At 73.8% G+C, this 17,496-nt stretch carries 12 protein-coding genes; 11 read left to right on the plus strand and 1 reads right to left on the minus strand.

What is annotated here, in order from left to right:
- Nucleotides 1-193 precede the first annotated feature (193 nt).
- The 3 genes from ABZ865_RS20385 to ABZ865_RS20395 all read left to right on the plus strand — a co-directional run bounded on the left by ABZ865_RS20385 (nucleotide 194) and on the right by ABZ865_RS20395 (nucleotide 6,260).
- The gene (locus ABZ865_RS20385) at nucleotides 194-3,370 is read left to right on the plus strand and encodes a hypothetical protein (protein ID WP_361231879.1); all 3,177 of its coding nucleotides are present in this window, start codon (nucleotides 194-196) and stop codon (nucleotides 3,368-3,370) included.
- Nucleotides 3,367-4,074, plus strand: a complete 708-nt coding sequence (locus ABZ865_RS20390; RefSeq protein ID WP_361231881.1) for a DUF4255 domain-containing protein — start codon at nucleotides 3,367-3,369, stop codon at nucleotides 4,072-4,074. Before ABZ865_RS20385 ends, ABZ865_RS20390 begins: the two co-directional genes overlap by 4 nt.
- A gap of 131 nt (nucleotides 4,075-4,205) precedes the next feature.
- Nucleotides 4,206-6,260, plus strand: coding sequence for an ATP-binding protein (locus ABZ865_RS20395; protein WP_361232285.1), 2,055 nt, complete (start codon nucleotides 4,206-4,208; stop codon nucleotides 6,258-6,260).
- Between the two features lie 22 nt (nucleotides 6,261-6,282).
- On the opposite strand, the gene ABZ865_RS20400 is transcribed toward ABZ865_RS20395, so the two are convergent.
- Nucleotides 6,283-7,698: a DUF4157 domain-containing protein gene (locus tag ABZ865_RS20400; protein WP_361231883.1), complete on the minus strand. Its 1,416-nt coding sequence runs from the start codon at nucleotides 7,696-7,698 to the stop codon at nucleotides 6,283-6,285.
- 424 nt (nucleotides 7,699-8,122) lie between these two features.
- Between ABZ865_RS20400 and ABZ865_RS20405 the strand changes: the two genes are divergently transcribed.
- The 8 genes from ABZ865_RS20405 (at nucleotide 8,123) to ABZ865_RS20440 (ending at nucleotide 17,465) form a co-directional block, all read left to right on the plus strand.
- Nucleotides 8,123-9,682 carry a phage tail sheath family protein gene (locus ABZ865_RS20405; RefSeq protein WP_361231885.1) on the plus strand — a complete coding sequence of 520 codons (1,560 nt, stop codon included), beginning with the start codon at nucleotides 8,123-8,125 and terminating at the stop codon, nucleotides 9,680-9,682.
- A 35-nt stretch (nucleotides 9,683-9,717) separates the two neighbouring features.
- Nucleotides 9,718-10,158, plus strand: coding sequence for a phage tail protein (locus ABZ865_RS20410; RefSeq protein ID WP_361231887.1), 441 nt, complete (start codon nucleotides 9,718-9,720; stop codon nucleotides 10,156-10,158).
- Complete coding sequence (locus tag ABZ865_RS20415) at nucleotides 10,155-10,652, plus strand: hypothetical protein (RefSeq protein ID WP_361231889.1); 498 nt, start codon at nucleotides 10,155-10,157, stop codon at nucleotides 10,650-10,652. Before ABZ865_RS20410 ends, ABZ865_RS20415 begins: the two co-directional genes overlap by 4 nt.
- Nucleotides 10,649-10,807, plus strand: coding sequence for a DUF6760 family protein (locus ABZ865_RS20420; protein WP_163014002.1), 159 nt, complete (start codon nucleotides 10,649-10,651; stop codon nucleotides 10,805-10,807). The genes ABZ865_RS20415 and ABZ865_RS20420 overlap by 4 nt, the downstream gene beginning before the upstream one ends.
- Nucleotides 10,808-10,811: 4 nt before the next feature.
- Nucleotides 10,812-14,393: a hypothetical protein gene (locus ABZ865_RS20425; protein ID WP_361231892.1), complete on the plus strand. Its 3,582-nt coding sequence runs from the start codon at nucleotides 10,812-10,814 to the stop codon at nucleotides 14,391-14,393.
- A 33-nt stretch (nucleotides 14,394-14,426) separates the two neighbouring features.
- The gene (locus tag ABZ865_RS20430; RefSeq protein WP_361231894.1) at nucleotides 14,427-14,852 is read left to right on the plus strand and encodes a phage tail protein; all 426 of its coding nucleotides are present in this window, start codon (nucleotides 14,427-14,429) and stop codon (nucleotides 14,850-14,852) included.
- A gap of 64 nt (nucleotides 14,853-14,916) precedes the next feature.
- Nucleotides 14,917-15,639, plus strand: coding sequence for a LysM peptidoglycan-binding domain-containing protein (locus ABZ865_RS20435; protein ID WP_361231896.1), 723 nt, complete (start codon nucleotides 14,917-14,919; stop codon nucleotides 15,637-15,639).
- The gene (locus ABZ865_RS20440) at nucleotides 15,636-17,465 is read left to right on the plus strand and encodes a VgrG-related protein (protein ID WP_361231898.1); all 1,830 of its coding nucleotides are present in this window, start codon (nucleotides 15,636-15,638) and stop codon (nucleotides 17,463-17,465) included. The genes ABZ865_RS20435 and ABZ865_RS20440 overlap by 4 nt, the downstream gene beginning before the upstream one ends.
- The last annotated feature ends 31 nt before the right edge of the window (nucleotides 17,466-17,496 follow it).

Here is a 17,496-nt window from a genome sequence, read left to right on the forward strand (position 1 = left end):
GCAGGCGCCGTCGGGTCGGGCCGAGGGCCGGTCGGACAGCCGGCCGGGCGACGGCCGGGAACCGGGCACTGCCCGAAAGCGCACCCCACGCTTCCCCCGGGTACGGCCCCGCCGCCCTGCCGCGCCGCACGCGGCCGGTGCAGGGTGGCGGGGGCACATCCGGATGCCGCACCACACTGCGAAGGGGACCGTGATGGAAACCGCTGGCTCCGGCGGGCGGTACCGCCTGGGGAGACTCGGCTCGTCGTTGCTGCTGCTCGTCCCCCTGCTCGGGGTGGCCGCGGCCGCCGGGCCGGGCAGCGCCGAACCCCAGGCGAGGCCGGCCGACGCCGCGGCCACCCGGGTCGCGTACGCCGGTACCCGGCACCGCAGTCTCGGCCGGGTCGCCACCACCACCTCCAGCACACCGCTGTTCGGCGCGGGCCCGGCCCACAACGACGTCCAGCCGTCCGCGCTCGGCGACCGGATGGTCTTCGCAAGCCGCCGCGACGAGAAGAAGCCGCAGATCTACCTGCGGTCCGCCGACGGTTCGGTGCGCCGGCTCACCAGGGGCATGGACGCGGCACACCCCCGGTTGACGCCGGACAGCCGGGCCGTGGTGTTCGACGCGGCCGCACCCGGCGGCCCGGACGGCGGGACGCAGCGCGACCTGTGGCTGGTGCGCACCGACGGCACCGGCCTGACCCGGCTGACGGACACGCCCGCCGACGAGGAGTGCCCGACCGTGTCCCCCGACGGGCAGCGTCTCGCGTACTCCAGCGACAGCGACCTGGTGACTGGCCGGCAGATCTACGTCCGGCCCCTGAACGGCGGCACCGCCACCCGGGTCACCGACCCGGCGAACGGCGCGGCCGGCGAACCGGCGTGGAACCCGGTGAACGACGACGAGAACCGGAACTGGATCGCGTACACCGCGACGACCACTGTCGACGGGAAGTCCGTGTCCCGGCTGCGGGTGACGAACGCGGAAGGCACCGGTGACGAGCCGCTCCTCGGAGGCGCGCGGGCACAGTGGCGTGCCCACGGGGCAGCGTGGCTGCCCGACGGGGACGGTGTGCTGTTCCTGAGCCCGGAGATCACCTGTGAGTGCGAGGGCGACTGGGACCACGTGTTCCGGGCGACCGCCCACTCCGACCAGGTCCCCTCGCTGGTGCTCAACGAGAACCGGGAGGTCCACTCGCCCACCTGGCTCGGGCCGCTCGACGGCGGAGGTGTGGTCGTGGAGCGCACCACGGCGGCCAACCCGCACGTGGTGACGCTGCAGGACATCCGGATGGACGGGGCCGACCCCCGTGACCTGGGGCTGACGATCCTCGACGAGGACCCGGCGGCCGACACGAACACCGATCCCGCCAAGGACCCGCTGTTCCAGCCCGCGGCCGGGTACGACCCGTGGACCGAGCGGCAGAACTACACGCCCGACGGCCGCCGGATCGTCGTCACCCGCTTCGAGAACAACGCCGACGGCCGGCGGATCGAGCGGATCTGGGTGGCGGACGCCGACGGCTCCCACGCGGCGCCCCTGCCGCTCGCGGGGCGCGGCCCGACGGACTGGGACACCGACCCGACGTTCTCCCCGGACGGCAAGTACCTCGCCTTCACCCGGACTTCGCCGGGCGGTGTCGGCGAGGCCGCCGGACCCAGCCGCATCCTGATCGCGGAGGTCGCCACCGGCGCGATCACCGGCGAGGTCACCCCGCCGGCCGGGCAGCTCCAGGGCCAGGACGCCCAGCCCACCTGGTCCTCCGACGGCACCACCCTGGCGTTCACCCGCAACATGGAGATCAACGGGGGCGGCGGCGACAAGCACATCTGGACCGTGCCCGTGAACAACCTGTCCCAGCAGCGCGACCTGAGCGCCACGATCTGCCCGGGCGACTGCGAAGTCATCGACGACAGCCCGGCGTTCTCCCCGGACGGGCTGAGCATCGCCTTCAACCGCAAGAACGGCGCCGGCCGGATCGACGAGCGGAACGGCATCCTCCTGACGTCGCTGTCGGGCGACGACTGCCGGGTGCTGCTGCCCACGGCAGCCCGCGACCTGCCCGGCGCCTGCGGCCAGGAGCTGCCGGAGAACACCGGCCCGTTCCAGCCGAGGGACGCCGCCTGGACGGCCGACGGCAAGGGGCTGGTGATCAGCGCCCGCCCCCTGCGTGAGGTCAACTCGCCGGAGAAACTGAAGCTCCTGGACATCGCGTCCGGCAGGCTCACGAAGCTCACGACCGAGCTCCCGGGCCGGCAGAAGGAACCCACCGTCCAGCAGTCCGTCGACCTCGCCGTCCGGGCGCCCGGCACCGCCCCGGAGGTCACCGTCGGCCACTCCACCACGGTCCGTGTCGACGTGGTGAACCACGGTCCCGCGGCCTCCCCCGGCACCCGGCTGACCGTCGCCCCACCCACCGGTGTGCGGGTCACTCGGATGACCTGGCCCGGCGGCACCTGCGATGCCACCTCCCTCCAGTGCACCGTCGGCGTGGTGCCGCCCGGCACGACCGTTCCGGTGGACGTCACCCTCACCGGGATCACCGTCGGCGACGCACCGGTCGACTGGTCGGTCACCGGAACGGTTCTGGATCCGCGGCCCAGCGACAACGCGGGCCGGACCGTGGTGCCGGTGCGCGAGGCCACCCCGCCGTCCCCGTCCCCGTCCCCGAGTCCGACGGCGACCCCGACGCCGCGCCCGACCCCGCCGCCCACCGTGCCGCCCGAGCCGCCGGAGCCCGAGGCCGGGCCCGGGGTGCGCGTCAGGGCCCAGCCGAACCCCGGCTACGTCGGAGGACGCGTGGTGGTGACGTACACCGTGCGCAACGGCCGCAACGCGCTGGCGACCGGGCTGCGGCTGCGTATCGGCCTGCCCAAGGGCATACCGAACAGCGGGCCGCCGGAGGGCTGCGACCGCTCCTGGGTGTGCGCGCTGCCGGACCTGGAGCCGGGAGCGAGCACCGTCGTACGGGTCGTGCTCAGCCCCGACAAGGCGCTGACCGGCCGTGTCACCGGCGTCCTCACCACCACCGGGACGGACGCCGACAAGAGCGACAACACCGCACGGCAGCGGCTGCGCATCCTGCAGCCGCGCATCATCGCGGTGCCGGACATCGGCAAGCCCGGGTTCGTCACCTCGGTGCGCGGCAAGGACTTCCCGCCGGGCGCGCCGGTGCGGTTCACCTGGAAGCCGGGGATCACCGCGGCCGCGGCGCCGACCGTTCCGAAGCCGGACGGCACGTTCATCGGCCAGCTGCTCATCCTCGCCAAGGACCAGACGGGACCGCGCGTCATCACCGCCAAGGGCCCCGGGTTCTCCCCCGTGACCACCGACTTCCTGGTGGTCAGCGGCAGCGTGCAGCCGCCCGACGAGGTGACCCGCCGGTGATCCACGAGGTCGACGAGGGGCTGCGCCGCCTGCTCGGCGAGTCGGGCCTTGAGGCATCGGGCGTCGACGTGGTCTTCGACGCCCCCACCCGGGACTGGGCGGCGCGCCGCAGCGCCCCGACGGTGTGCGTTTTCCTGTACCACATCCGCGAGGACGCCACCCGGCGCGGCAGCGGCGCCGGGGAGGTGTACGACGAGGACGGGTACCTCGTGGCGCGGCGCAGCCCGCCTCGCTGGTTCGAGCTGACGTACCTGGTCACGGCGTGGGCCACCCGCCCGCAGGACGAACACCGGCTGCTCTCGCAGGTGCTCACCTGCCTGGTGGCCAACGACACTCTTCCCGCGCGGCTGCTCACCGGCACGCTCGCCGAACTCGGCCTGACCGTGGGACTGGACACCGCCGGGGGCGCGCTCGACGCACCGGCCGCCTCCGACGTGTGGTCGGCGCTCGGCGGGGAGATGAAGGCCTCCCTCGCGGTGCAGGTGCGGGCACCGCTCGCCGGCGTGACCACGGCCGCCGCACCACCGGTCACCGAGGGCCTGGTCGTCCGTTCCGCGGCCGGGCGCGAGGGCGAGGAAGCGACGTCCGGGCGCCGGCTGCGCTACACGGAGGTCGGCGATCCGGGCCCGGAGGGCTTCACCGGCCCGCGCGAACGGCCGCCGGCCCCCGCCCGACGCCGCCGCAGGGGGGAGCGCCAGCCGTGACAGACATCGCCGAAGATGTCGCGGACGCCCGAGCCGAAAGCGAAGCCGAGGTGGCCGGCCCCTCCGGTACCGAAGCCGACGCGGCTGCCCGAAGCGCTGTCCGACTCCGCGCCGAGGCCGTCCCTGACGACGTGGACCACCTGTGGACGCGACTTCGTGTGGTCGAGGAGCGCGTGCGGCACGCGGTGGCGGCCCGCCGGGCCGGCGACCCCGACCCCGACGACCCGTACCGGGGTCAGTACCTCAGCCCTGAGGCGGCGGCCCGCATCCTGGACGAGCCCGGCGGCCTCGACGTACCCGCCGGCGAGCCCTGGCACCCACCGGCCGGTTCCGTCCTCGACGGCCTCGCCCGCAGGTTCGGGCTGTCCCCGCTGGACCTGGACCTGCTCCTGGTCGCGGTGGCACCCGACCTCGACGCGCGGTTCGAGAGGCTCTACGGCTACCTCAACGACGACCTGACCCGCCGTCGCTCCACGGTCGGGCTCGCCCTGGAACTGTGCGGGCTCGCCGGGGCGGCGTCCGCCCGGTTCCGGCTCGCCCCCGGAGCGCCGCTGATCGCGGGGGGACTGGTGGAGGTCACCGAGCCAGAACGGCCGCCGCTGTCACGGGTGTTGGTGGTGCCGGACCGGGTCACCGGGCATCTGTTGGGCAGTGCCCGGCCCGACGCCCGGCTCGCCGGGATACTCGGCGAGGCCCGCGAGGACCCCACCGCCGAGGCGGCCGACGTCCACCGCACGGCGGCCGCGGCCGGCACCGGCGTCGGCCTCGTCCATCTGCGCAGCCGGGGCGGCGATGCGGCGGGTCTCGCCGTCGCCGCCCTGCGCGCGGCCGGGCTGCCACCGCTCGTCCTGGACGCGGTGGCCCTCGCCCGGCGCTCGGCCGACGTACCGGAACTCGCCCGGACAGCCGCCCTCGAAGCCCGCCTGACCGGCGCCGGGGTCGTCCTCGGCCCCCTGGAGGCGCTCCCCGGGGAACCCGCCGAACGGGCTCGCACGCTCGGGGCGTTGTGCGCGGCGCTGCGGGGCATCCCCCTGATCACACACGGCGCCGTCGGCTGGGCCCCGGAGTGGGCGGCCGACACCCCCGTAGTCCTGACCGTGCCGGCGCCTTCGCCCGAACGGCAGGCCGCGCGCTGGCGGTACGCCCTCGAAGGGGCGGCCGACGCCATCTCGGGTGACGGCCTTGTGACCGGTGACGTGGCGGCGCTCGCCGAAGCGGTCGCGGCGCATCGCCTCGACTCCGGGCAGTTGCGCCGCGCAGCCGACGTCGCGGTGCGTACGGCCGCCCTCGCGGGTCGCCCGGTCCGCCCCGACGATCTGCGCATCGCCGTACGGGCCCAGAACGGCGCGGGGCTCGAACGGCTCGCCCGCCGGGTGGAGCCGGGCGTCGGCTGGGACGACCTGGTGCTGCCGCCCGCCACCCACCGGCGGCTGCGCGAACTCGCGCTGCGCGCCCGCCACCGCGAGCAGGTGCTCGGGCAGTGGGGGATGCGGCCCGGTGGCGGCCGGGGACGCGGCGTGATCGCGCTCTTCGCAGGGGAATCGGGCACCGGCAAGACCATGTCTGCCGAGGTCGTCGCCGCCGACCTGGGCATGGACCTGTACGTGGTGGACCTGTCCACAGTGGTGGACAAGTACGTGGGGGAGACCGAGAAGAACCTGGAGCGGATCTTCACCGAGGCGTCGGCGGTCAACGCCGTGCTGCTCTTCGACGAGGCCGACGCGATCTTCGGCAAGCGCTCGGAGGTGAAGGACGCGCACGACCGGCACGCCAACATCGAGTCGGCGTACCTGCTGCAGCGCATGGAGTCCTTCGACGGGATCGCGGTGCTGACCACCAACCTGCGGGCCAACCTCGACGAGGCGTTCACCCGACGGCTGGATGTGATCGCCGACTTCCCGGTGCCCGACTCCGGCCAGCGCCTCGCCCTGTGGGAGCGCTGCCTGGGCGACCGGTTGCCCCGCGCCGAGGAGTTGGACCTCGCCTTCTGCGCCGACCGCTTCGAACTCGCCGGCGGCTCCATCCGCGCCTGCGCGGTGACCGCGGCCTACCTCGCGGCCGAGTCCGGCAACCCGCTCACCATGCGGCAACTGGTGAGGGCGGTCGCGCAGGAGTACCGCAAGCTGGGACGGCTGGTCCTGGAGGGCGAGTTCGGGTCTTACCTGGCGGACGCCCTCGACGCCTGAGCCGGGGGCGGCGCGGAAGACCTCAGTCGGAGGCCTTCTTCCACTTGTCGCCCGCTTTCTTCCACCGTTCGAGGGCGGGCGGGGAGAGGATCGCGCCTCCGTACTCCTTTTGGTGAAGGCGCTGCGCCTCCCTCAACTTGTCCGCAACGGCCTCCCAGTCGACGGTGGCCGCGTTCGCCAAGCTCAGTGCGTCCTTCAACTCGCTCGACCGCGGCGTCATCGCACCCTCAGGCGTGTAATTGAAGTCGGTTCCGGATCCCGGGTCGCCGATCCTCGTGTCGCTCGCCGGGCCCATTTCCAGGTTGGCCGGCATGTTGTGCAGGGCCTTTTTGTCCCCCGCGCTCGAGTCGAGTACCGTCCGTACATCGTCCAGGAACTCGAACAGCGGTTTCGCGTTCGCCTTGTCCCTCTCGGCCGAGGCGAGTACAGCGTCCAACTCGCTACGGGAGATCTTGTGATGGAGGGTTGTCTTGTCGCCCCAGTGCGGATGGTCCACCCGCATCCCCGCATGTGCCGAAGTGACCGCGCTTGCCGCCCAGTCACTGCTGCCGCCGCCCGTACCCGCGAACCCGGACGCGTGTTTCGCGGTTTCGATCTCCGCAAGGAGAGCGTCCATCATTGACTCGTCGTTCTTCACTTCGTCGAGCGTGAAAAGATCGCTTCCGGGTACGATTCCGATCTCTTCGAGGAGGAGCTCCTTCTCGTTCTGCTTCTTTGCCTTGAATTCTTCGCTGCGTCCCTCGAAGTACTCCATTATTTCCTCGAACACGGTCTTCGAGGAAGTGGCCGCTTCCGCGGGTGGGTTGCCCCCCGCCTGCTTTTTCGACTGCTTCTTCTTGGGGGGCATGCGCTGCACCTCGGCCGACGCCCCGGTCGCCCGGTGCGCGGCGTCGGCGGTGTGGTCCGCGACCGAGCGCTGGACGTCCGCTCCGCCCCGCATCACCTGCTCGGCCTTGCGTTCGGCCGACCGTTCGAACCGGTCGGAGGGGTCGCTGATGCTCAGGCCGCTGCCGTCGTCGGTACCGGCCACAGCCCCTGCACGCTGCTGACGGACGTGCTCCAGTTCGTGCGCGAGGGTCTTCTTGTCGATCGTGCCGCGGAACACGATGTGACGGGTGCCGGTGGTGTACGCCTCGGCCCCGACCGCCTCGGCGGAACGCCGGGCAGCGGCGCCGGTGTGGATCGCGACGTCGGAGAAGTCCTCGCCCGAGAAGCGGGCTTCCATCTCCCGCTGCAGCGAGGCGGGCAGCCGGCTGCCGGTGGAGCGCACCACGGAGTTCACCGCGTCGGCGGCGCCTGGCTGCGCCGCGGCTTCCCGGTCGTGTCCCCCGGCGTGCTGATGCACCGAGCGAGGGTCCTCGTGCACCCCGGCGTCCGGCTGTTCCTGGGCGTCCAGCTGCTCCTGGGCGGGCGCGCGCCGGGCGCGCCGGGCGATCATGGCGGTGACCGCGGCGTTGCCCGCGCCGCGCTGCGCCGCCCGGAGCGCGTCGGTGGTGAGCGGCGGCGGCGTGGCGGCGCCGCCCGAGGACGTCTCCCGGCGGGCAGCGGCGGCCGGGCCGCGCGTGGCCTGCCGGATCTCGGTCTGCTCTGTGTGCGCCCCGGACGTCCGCACTTCGCTGCCTCCTCGTCGGCCGCACCCCTGCTCCGGCCCCCCAGTGGACCGCCCGGGCGACCGGGACGTCCAGGCCCGTACGGGCAGAACGAGGGCAAGTCCGGGCGGCGGCCGGACCGCCCGAGTGGGCAGCCAAAGGCAGCGATCTTGCCCTTGGCCAGGTCTACGCGTCCCTGTCGCCCCGGCGGACCTCCCGCACAGACTCGGCCTGGACACAGCTGACAGACCCGTAGGACGCGAAGGAGCGAGCATGCCGACGTACCTCACCCCGGGCGTGTACGTGGAGGAGGTGCAGTCCGGTGCCCGGCCGATCGAAGGGGTCGGCACCGCCGTCGCCGCGTTCGTGGGCTTCGCCGAGACCGGCCCGTTCCACGCGCCGACGCTGGTCACCGGCTGGGATCAGTACACCCAGCTGTTCGGTGGCTTCACCGAGGGCGCCTACCTGCCCCACGCGGTCTACGGCTACTTCGCCAACGGCGGCGGCGCCGCGTACATCGTGCGGATCGGCGGATCCGCCGAGGGCGCCGCAGCGCCGGTGGCCCAGGGCGCAAAGCGACAGGAGACCAAGGCCGTGGAGCCGGCGGAGTTCGGCGGCTTCCTGATCGCGGCCAGGCCCGGCGCCACCGGGGTGTCGGTGGAGGTCGCCGACGCGGACGGCGAGAACCCGCCGGAGGACCGCTTCAAGATCCTGGTCCGACAGGGCGACCAGGTGGCGGAGACGTACGAGGCCTCCGCCCGCAAGAACGTCAAGGGCTACCTGGTCACCCAGGCCCGCGCCTCCAAGCTGATCGAGGTCACCGAACAGCGCGGTGCCACCCAGAGCAGGCCCGCCAACCAGACCGTGGCGCTGGCCGACGCCCCGGCCGCGCCGGCCGCGTCCGGCTCCGGCGCGGTGTCCCGCCTCGACCCGGCCGAGTACGTCGGTGACGCCGGGGCCCGCACCGGGTTCGGCGGCCTGGAGACCATCGACGAGATCACCATGGTCGCGGTGCCGGACCTGATGAGCGCCTACCAGCGCGGCGACATCGACGCCGAGGGCGTGCGCACCGTGCAGCTCGCCGTGATCTCGCACTGCGAGCAGATGGGCGACCGGGTCGCCGTCCTGGACGCCCCGCCCGGGCTCTCCGCCCAGCAGGTGCGCACCTGGCGCAACGACGAGGCGGGCTACGACTCCCGGTACGCCACCCTCTACTACCCGTGGGTGCGGGTCTTCGACCCGGCCGCCGGACGCAACACCGTCGTCCCGCCGAGCGGTCACGTCGCCGGTGTGTGGGCGCGCAGCGACGCCGAGCGCGGCGTGCACAAGGCGCCCGCCAACGAGGTGATCCGCGGCGCGGTCGACCTGGAGCTCCGGCTCAGCAAGGGCGAGCAGGACCTGCTGAACCCGATCGGCGTGAACTGCATCCGGGCCTTCCCCGGCCGGGGCATCCGGATCTGGGGCGCCCGCACCCTCTCCTCCGACCCGGCCTGGCGCTACCTGAACGTGCGCCGTCTCTTCAACTACCTGGAGGAGTCGATCCTCCTGGGCACCCAGTGGGTCGTCTTCGAGCCGAACGACGACCGGCTGTGGTCGAGCATCCGGCGCAACGTCACGGCGTTCCTCAGCGAGGAGTGGCGCCGGGGCGCCCTGTTCGGCCGCACCGCCGAAGAGGCCTTCTACGTGAAGTGCGACCGCGACAACAACCCGCAGGAGTCCATCGACCAGGGCCGGGTCGTCTGTGAGATCGGCGTCTCGCCGGTCAAGCCCGCCGAGTTCGTGGTCTTCCGGCTGGCCCAGTTCTCCGACAGCACCAGCCTCATCGACGAGTGACCCGCGGGTCTGCAAGGAAAGGTTGACGGACAGTCATGGCAACGGGCGATGCTCTTTCCACCCATGTCTTCGGCGTGCAGCTCGGCGGCTACCTGGTCGAGTCGATCCAGGAGATCAGCGGGTTCACCGTCGAAGAGGATGTCGTCGAGGTCAAGCAGGTGACCTCGGAGGGCAAGCAGATCATCCGCAAGCAGCCGGGCGCCCGGCAGGCCGGCGAGATCACGATCACGCGGGGACTCGACCAGAGCAGCGAGTTCACCAAGTGGATCAAGGAGACCCTGAACAACGGGGCCGTGAACTCCGCGCGGCAGAACCTCACCATCGAGATCAAGGACACCGAGGGCAACACGGTCCGCCGCATCCAGCTCATGCAGGGCTGGGCCTCCCGGTGGGAAGGCCCGTCCTTGAAGGCGGGCGAGTCGTCCCCGGCCACCGAGACCGTCACGATCGTGTTCGAGGAGATCGTCGTCGAATGAGGCGTCGTACGGTGACGGCGGGCAACCTGGAGGAGATACTCCAGGTCACGGCACCCGCCGCGGCGCCGGAGCAGGCGGCGGCAGCCCCGGCCGCCCCCGCCCCGGCGCCCCGGGAGGACCACGGTCTGCGCACCGAGTTCGAGTTCGAGCTGCCGCGCGGTTACGTCGACGAGGCGGGCACGGTGCATCGCCATGGCGCGATGCGCCTGGCCACGGCCCGGGACGAGCTGCGGCCCCAGATCGACCTGCGGGTCAAGGAGAACCCGGCGTACCTGAGCGTCGTGCTGCTGAGCCAGGTGATCACCCGGCTCGGCAGCATCACCGACGTGCACGCCGGGATCGTGGAACGGATGTACGCCACCGACGTCGCCTTCCTCCAGGACTTCTACCGCCGCGTCAACAGCGAGGGCCACACCCGCGCGGCGGTGACCTGCCCGCACTGCGACGGCGGCTTCGAGGTCGACCTCTCGGGTGGGCGCCTGGGGGAATCGTGACGTACGCCCTTCCCCGGCTCCGGGAGGAGATCGCGTACATCGCCTACCACTTCCACTGGCAACGCGAGGAGATCCTCGACCTGACCCACGGCGAGCGCCAACAGTGGGTGGCCGAGATCGCCCGCATCAACACCCGCATGAACGAAGGCGGTTGAGCACATGGCATGGCGGGACAGGCTGCGCCGCCGGGCCGCCGGACGACCGGACACAGCGGAGCGTCCGCGGCGCGCGGGGCGCACCGGTGACCCGGCGGCAGGTCCGTCCGGCGAGGGCCCGGCCCCGAGCATGCCCGGCGGCTCGGGTTCCATCGCGCCGGTTCCCTCCGCGCCGGTTCCCTCCGTGCCGCACGACTGGGACGGTGGCTGGCGCCGTACCGCCGCGCCCGAACTGACCCTCTCCCGGGCTCCGCTCGGCGTCAGTGACGGCCTCACCTTCCGCGCGGGCCTCGCCGCCTGGCAGAACCCGTCGTTCGACACCGGCCTCGGGCACGCCCTGCACCCCACGGCCCCGACCGGCCTCGTACGGGGCGTCACGCGCCCGGCCGCCGCGCGGCCCACCCACACCGGCGGGGGACCGCTGCTGCTTCGGGCAGTGCGCCCGGAGGGGGCGGAGAAGGCGGAGGGGCCGCAGGGCGACGGGACTCCGGATGCCCGGACCCCGGACGGCCGGACACCGCAGGCCCGGCGCCGGGCGCGTGCGGGGGTGCGGGCGTCAGGGCCCGCGCCGTCGGTGTCGGAGCCGTCCGGTCCGGTCCCGCCCGGCCCGCCGCCCTCCGACTCCGCATCCGCCGTGCGGCCCACCCCTGGCGGCTCCGGCGGTACGGGAGCGGCGGAAGCGGGTCCGGGCCCGGAGCCCGTGGTGGCGCGTCCTGGCGGCAACAGCGGGGCGGGAGAGGTGCGTTCGAGCGGCGCTCCGCGGACCCGTGGCCTCGCGTCAGGGGATTCCCCGGCCGTGCTCTCCTCGTCACCTCCCTCTGTCCAACGTGCCACTGCGCCGGGCACGGCCCCGGTCGTGACCCCCGCCGACACCGGCCGCCCGGCGGCCGTCCGGGAGATTCCGCTGGTACGACGCGTGTCGGTGCTCCCGGGCGCAGCCGCCGACGGGGGCGTGGCACGGTCCGCCTCCGACGGGACCGCCGCGGCGACACGGGTCGGCACGCCCGAGCGTGACTCCGGGAGGGCATCCCGGCCGTCGGCCGGACCGGGAGGCCGTACGCCTTCCGGCCCCGCCGCCCGACGCGGTGAGACGGGGGCAACGGGGACGACCGGGGCGCAGTCCGCCCAGGGAGGTGGACGGCCGGAGGCGACCCGCGCCTCCGGCGCCGAGGTGTCCCGCCCTGCCGTGCGACTCGGACCGGTGGGGACTCGGCTGACCGTCGCCCGGCGTCCGGCCGGACCCGCGCGCCGCATCCCCGCCCTGCGGCCCACCGTCACCCCGGCGACCGCAGGCGGTACCGCCCCCGACGCGCCCGCTCCCGCCTCCGCCACGACCGAACCGGCCGGTACGGCGGTGCCCTCGACCGCCCCCGTACAGCGTGCCGCCCCCCGCACGGCGAGCCGCGCACCCCTCGGCGCCCCGCTGAGCGAACTGCCCGCCACGGCCGTTCCGTCGACGCAGGCCGCTCCCGCCCCACAGCCCCCGCCCGGCGCCGGATCCGGATCCGTGTCCGGTCGGGCGCTTCCCGTCGTCCAGCGGCACACCGAAGGCACAGCGCAAGGCGCAGCCGGTGCCTCGCGCTTGGCCGACGATGGTGCGAGCGGGACGAAGCAGGGCGTCACGCGCTCGGCCGACGGCGGCGCAAAGACGACGAACCACGGCGCCTCGCGCCGTGCCAATGGTGGCGCAAGGGAGACGAAGCAGGGCGCCTCGCGCCGTGCTGACGGTGGTGCGAGCGGGACGAAGCAGGGGGCCTCGCGCTCGGGCGACAGCGGCGCGAGCGGGACGAACCACGGCGCCCCGGGCCGTGCCGACGGCGGCGTCAAGGGGACGAATCGCGGTGCTCCGCGCCCGGGCGACAGCGGAGGGCAAGGGACGGGCCACGGCACCCCGGACGGCGCCGACGAGTCGCGCCGGACGCCCGGCCCGGGCCGGAGCGGCGCACGTGCGCGGGGCGGTCTGGGCGCGCCGCTGCCCGCGTTGCCGCCGAGCGCCGACCTGCCCGGTTCAACCGCGTCCGGCGCCCGCGCCGCTCGTCCGGTGCCCGGCCCGGACGTCCAGCGCACCCCGGTCCACCAGGACAGGGGTGCCGCAGCCGCGCCGGCACCATCCGCCACGGATCGCGACCGGACGCCCCGCGAGGCCGCACCCCTTCGGCGGGGTGAGAGCGGACCGGACGCGCCGCTGCTGGGGGCCGTCGACGTCCAGCGCAGCCTCGCGGACCAGCCCACCACCGGGGGCGCCACCTCACCCCGCCCCACCGGCCATGGAGACGGGCCGGCCACACCGCTGGTGACGCCGTCCAGGGCCACGGCGCCGGCAGGCGCAGCAGGTACGGCGGGCTCAGCAGGCCCGGCAGGGAACGCGCCACCCTCCGGTGTGACCTCCGGCGGACCGGTCCCGGGTGGGCAACGGCCCCAGGACGCCGGCGCCCCGGGCCCGGTCGTCGTGGCCCGGGCCCTCGCCGACGCAGGCACCGAACGCACCGAACGCACCGAACGCAGCAAAGGCACCGAAGGCACCCAAGGCAGCCGGATCCCTGCCGCCGGGCCGCCGTCCGCACCCCGCTCCCTCGGCACCGCGGGCGACCGGCCCTCCGGCGCGGCCGACCCGCGTGTTCTCACCGCGACCGGCTCAGGAACGCACGCCGCCCCCGCGGCACCCCGCACCCTCCAGTTGCTCCACGCGCGCCCGCTCACCGTGAACACCCGCGCCCCGGAAGGGGTGGCACCGCCCGCTGCCTCCCGCACCGGCGGCCGTCCCGTGGTGGCCGTGCGCTGGCCCGGCGCGCCGGTTGCCCCGCAGAGCGAGCCCGAGCCGCCCACCGGGGCATCCGCGCGGCCGTCCCGGAACCCGAGCCCGTCCGCAGGCACCCCGGCCACGCCTCAGGTGCAGCGGAGCGCGGCCGCGCCCGGACCGGGGAACTCGGTGGTACGAAGCACCGGTTCCCCGGCCACGCCTCAGGCACAGCGGAGCGCGGCCGCGTACGGGCCGGAGAACTCGGGGCTGCGAGGCAGCGGTTCCCCGGGGAACGTCCAGCGCGTCCCGGTCGTACGGCCTGCACCTCCAGGGCCGGAGACCGCCAGGGCGCTCGCCCGGGAGCTCTCCGCCGCCGTACCGGGGCGCCCCCTGCCCGTGACCGCCCCGCAGGTGCCGCCGCCCCCGGACCGCCCGCCGGCCACGTCGGCACCGGCACCGGACGGGACCGTTCCCGTGGTCCGGCCGAGGAACGTCGCGCCAGGCCCCCGATCGGCGGCGAGCGGCGGAGGGAACAGCCCGACGGCACCCCCGGTTCAGCGCGAGGTCTCCGGCGCCGGGAAGACCGTGTCCAAGGGCGTACCGGCCGAGCCGGCGCCGGCGCGCGGCAGGCAGCACCCGTCCGGCACGCCCACCACGTCCTCGACAACGTCCACGTCTTCCGCCTCCGGCAAGCGCGTGGCCCACCGCGCCGAGGCACCGCAGGACCCCGGCATCGACCTGGACGACCTGGCGCGCCGCCTGCTGGACCCGATGGCCCGGCTGCTGCGCACCGAGCTGCGGCGCGGCCGGGAACGCACGGGTCGCCCCTACGACGGACGCCGCTGAGGGCACGGAACGGATCGGACGGATGACGTACGAATGACGGACAACATCTTCGCGACGAGCGTGTTCTTCCGGCTCGCGATCGGCGGCAACGACCTGGGCGCCTTCCACACCTGCTCCGGCATGGGCGCCGAGGTCGAGATGGAGAGCTACGCGGAGGGCGGCAACAACGACTTCACCTGGCAGCTTCCCGGCCGCGTGACCTGGTCGAACATCACGCTCACCCGGCCGGTCACCGCCGACACGGCGAAGATCGCCCGCTGGCTCGACCAGACGCTGAGGCGGGTGGAGCCCAAGGACGGCGAGATCGTGGCGCTGAGGCCGGACCTGACCCGCATCATCAGCTGGCAGGTGTTCGGGATCGTCCCGGTGCGCTGGCAGGGCCCGTCCTTCGACCCCAACAGCTCGCAGGCCGCGGTGGAGACCCTGGAGATCGCCCACGAGGGGCTTCGCCCTTCCTGACGAGCCCTCAACCAGGTTCCGACTCCTCGGTGTTCGCCCCTCGTCCCGGAAAGGAAGTCCCGGCATGTCCCCAGCGTCCCGCTCCAGTCGGGCCAGGGCCCAGCTGACGCTGAAGGAGCCCCCGGCCTCCGTCGGCGCGAAGCCCGGCGGGACGATCGCGCGGCTGAACCTCCAGTTCAACCCCTCCACCCTTCAGCTGCGCAAGACCACCGAGTGGCGGCGCTCCCCGTCCCGGATGGCGGGGCAGTCGGCGCTGCCCGAGTTCGTCGGCAGCGGCCCGCGCGAACTGAGTCTCGAGGTGTTCCTGGACGCCACCGCCACCCACGACAACTCCGTGGAACTGGCGGTGGAGAAGCTGATGAAGGCGTGCGTGCCGACCCCGGCGAGCCTCGGCCGCAAGAAGCCGGCCAGCCCGTGGGTGCGGTTCGAGTGGGGCACCGCTCGGACGACCTCGTTCGACGGGGTGCTCTCCAGCCTGTCGGTGACGTACACGCTCTTCGACGTGGACGGCAAGCCGCTGCGGGCCACCTGCGCGCTGTCGATCGAGGAGGCGAGCGTCGACCCGCCGGGCCAGAACCCGACGTCCGGCGCGCGCACCGGCCGCAGTACGCACACCGTCGTGGCGGGCGACAGCCTGGCCCTGCTGGCCTGGCGGGAGTACGGCGACGCGACGGCCTGGCGGGCCATCGCGGAGGCGAACGAGATCGACGACCCGATGGCGCTCGTACCCGGCACCGAACTGGTCGTGCCGGGCATGCGCGGCGAGGGCAGTGAGGAGGAGCGGTGACCACAGCTGCCGAACGGGGCGGCCGGTCGTTCGCGGCGGACCCCGTCATCGAGACGCCCGGCGAACTGCCGCCGATATGGGCCGCCCAGCTGGTGAGTTGCGTGGTGGACGAGAACGTGGGCCTGCCGGACGCGGCCGTGCTCACCTTCCGCGACCCCGACCACGAGTTCCTGAAGGCGACCGGCATCACCATCGGCACCCCGCTGAGGGTGTCGGTGGTCACCGTGACCGGGCAGGCACGCGAGCGACTGTTCAACGGCGAGGTGACGGCGCTGGAGCTGGACCGGGACGGCACGGGCTCGTTCACGGTGGTCCGCGCCTACTCCAAGGCGCACCGCCTCCAGCGCGGCCGGAAGGTCGTTGCGTACCGGAACATGACCGCCGCCGCCATCGTCCGCAAGGTGGCCGCCGGGGCCGGACTGGCCTGCGGAACCGTGCAGGCCGCGCCCGTCACCTACAAGCAGCTCTCCCAGGCGAACGTGTCCGACTGGGACTTCCTGCAGTTCCTGGCAGCCGAGAGCGGTGCGCACGTGCGCGTCGACGACAAGGGGCTGCTCCAGTTCACCAAGCCGCAGAAGGCGTCCGGCGCACCCGCGCCGTCGACCTCGGCCACCCGGAACCCGATGGTGCTGGAGTACGGGCGGAACCTGCTGGCGCTGCGGGCCTCGCTGTCGGCCGCGGACGGCGCCCAGCAGGTGGAGGTGCGCGGCTGGGACGTCACATCGAAGCGGCCGCTGGTGTCCCGGCAGCCGTCGGTGAACAGTGACACGGTGGTGCCGGGCCTGAGTCCGGCGTTCGCCGCCCGGTTCGGCAAGGCGTCGAAGCTCACCGTCACCGACACCCCGTACCGCACCCAGGCCGAGACGACCGCCGTCGCGGACGCGGTGGCCGCTCAGGTCGGCGCGGGCTTCGGCGAGCTGGAGGCGGTGGCCGAGGGCAACCCCAGGCTGCGGGCGGGCAAGCCCGTGGCACTCGGCAACGTCGGGCAGGCGTTCTCCGGCAAGTACACGGCGACGGCGGTGCAGCACGTCCTCGAACCGCAGGGCGGGTACCGGACCACGGTGTGGGTGAGCGCCAGCCCGGACCGCTCCCTCACCGGCCTGGTCACCGGCGCCAACGCGCCCTCTCGCGGCCCGCGCATGCCAGGACTGGCGATCGGCGTGGTGACGGACGTACGCGAGCCGGGCGGCTCCGAGCGCGGTGCCGTGAAGCTGAAGTTCCCCTGGCTGGACGACACGTACGTCACCGACTGGGTGCGCACCGTGCAGTGGGGCGGCAAGGGCGGCGGAGGCGTGGTGAGCCCGGAGGTGAACGACGAGGTCCTGGTGGGCTTCGAACAGGGCCTGCTGGACAGCCCGTACGTCATCGGCGGGCTCTACAACGGCGTGGACAAGCCGTCGAAGCACGACGTCCCGCTGATCGACAAGACCACCGGGAAGGTCAACCGCCGGTCCATCGTGTCGCGTTCGGGTCACCGGGTGGAGCTGCTGGACGCGCGGGCACCCGGTCGTTCCGGGGTGCGGCTGATGACCGCTGACGAGCGGCTCGAAGTGTTCCTGGACGACCGGCGGGACCGCATCGAGCTGAAGGTGTACGCCGGGAGGGGCAGCCGACAACCCCTCACCTCCGTCCTGCTCGACCGGAAGGGAATCACCCTGGACGCGGGGCGGGGGAACGTGAGCGTGTCCGGCACGAACGTGGACATCAACGGCAGGGTCGGGGTGAAGATCGGCGGCCGCAGGGTGAGCGTCACCGGCAGCTCGAACGTCACCGTCGACGGCGGGCTGCTCGGTGTCCTCAAGGCCAAGCTCATCCGGATCAACTGACCTCTGTCCCCCCACCTTCCGAAAGGAGCGC

The organism is Streptomyces sp. NPDC047085 (genome assembly GCF_040643735.1).
GTDB lineage: Bacteria > Actinomycetota > Actinomycetes > Streptomycetales > Streptomycetaceae > Streptomyces.